This window comes from Methanoculleus sp. MH98A, from assembly GCF_000691865.1.
Lineage (GTDB): Archaea > Halobacteriota > Methanomicrobia > Methanomicrobiales > Methanoculleaceae > Methanoculleus.
Genome location: NZ_JMIO01000283.1, coordinates 1 through 680 on the forward strand (window position 1 = coordinate 1; position 680 = coordinate 680).

Annotated in this window: 2 protein-coding genes; both read right to left on the minus strand. The window is 55.7% G+C overall.

Translation table 11 applies throughout. The annotated features are described in order from the left end of the window. Positions 1–52 precede the first annotated feature (52 nt). A complete protein-coding gene (locus tag EI28_RS12985) occupies positions 53–475 on the minus strand; it encodes a type II toxin-antitoxin system VapC family toxin (protein WP_052379762.1) in 423 nt (140 codons plus the stop codon). Then, positions 468–680: hypothetical protein (locus EI28_RS15210; RefSeq protein WP_048115512.1), on the minus strand; the 213-nt coding region annotated here is incomplete at its 5' end. The genes EI28_RS12985 and EI28_RS15210, both read right to left, overlap by 8 nt.

Here is a 680-nt window from a genome sequence, read left to right on the forward strand (position 1 = left end):
TATTGTTCTCGGCGATGTAGTCTATCCCTGTGTCGGGACGGCACAATCCCGATCATTCCCGGTCTTCAGCGAGCAGGGCGTGGTATCCGGCTTGGACAAAATGCCGGTCACCTGTCAGGGCATCGGAGAGGCCCCGTTCCTTCATGACCGCAAAGGAGATGCAGTCGGTAAGACTCCACGCCTTATCCAATCGTGTCTCGTAGATATTCCACCCTTTCGACCAGAGGTCGGGATCGACAAAGACAATCTCCACCCGGGGTGATGATTCAAGGCGGCGGCGAAATGCTATGACGGATGGCTTGAATGCAGGGTGGCAGAGAGCGTTGGACGTCTCGGTGAGCACGGAGGAAGTGGTGACGAGAGAGGATCCGGATTCCATCTGGCGCTTGTAGAGCGTATCGGCGGTTTTGTGGAGATGGTCATGCTTGTTGAGCAATGCAATCCAGCAAGCCGTATCGACGAAACATCTATTCATGGGCAACCCGTTTCGGTGACCCGTACAGATAGTGGTCGTGCTCCTCTGCAAGGTCGGGGATATGGGTATCTACGGCAAGTGACGCGATGTCGAAAGCGGGATCCTTATTGGGATCTTCCGTGGAGGGGTGTATTGTGATGGTATATTTCTTCCCCGCTTCGAGATCGACGGGACCGGCCGGCCGGAAGACCGAGCCGTCAAACAG

Excerpts from the sequence above, each read along its gene's own strand:
- EI28_RS12985 (WP_052379762.1), bottom strand. The coding sequence starts at position 475 with ATGAATAGATGTTTCGTCGATACGGCTTGCTGGATTGCATTGCTCAAC.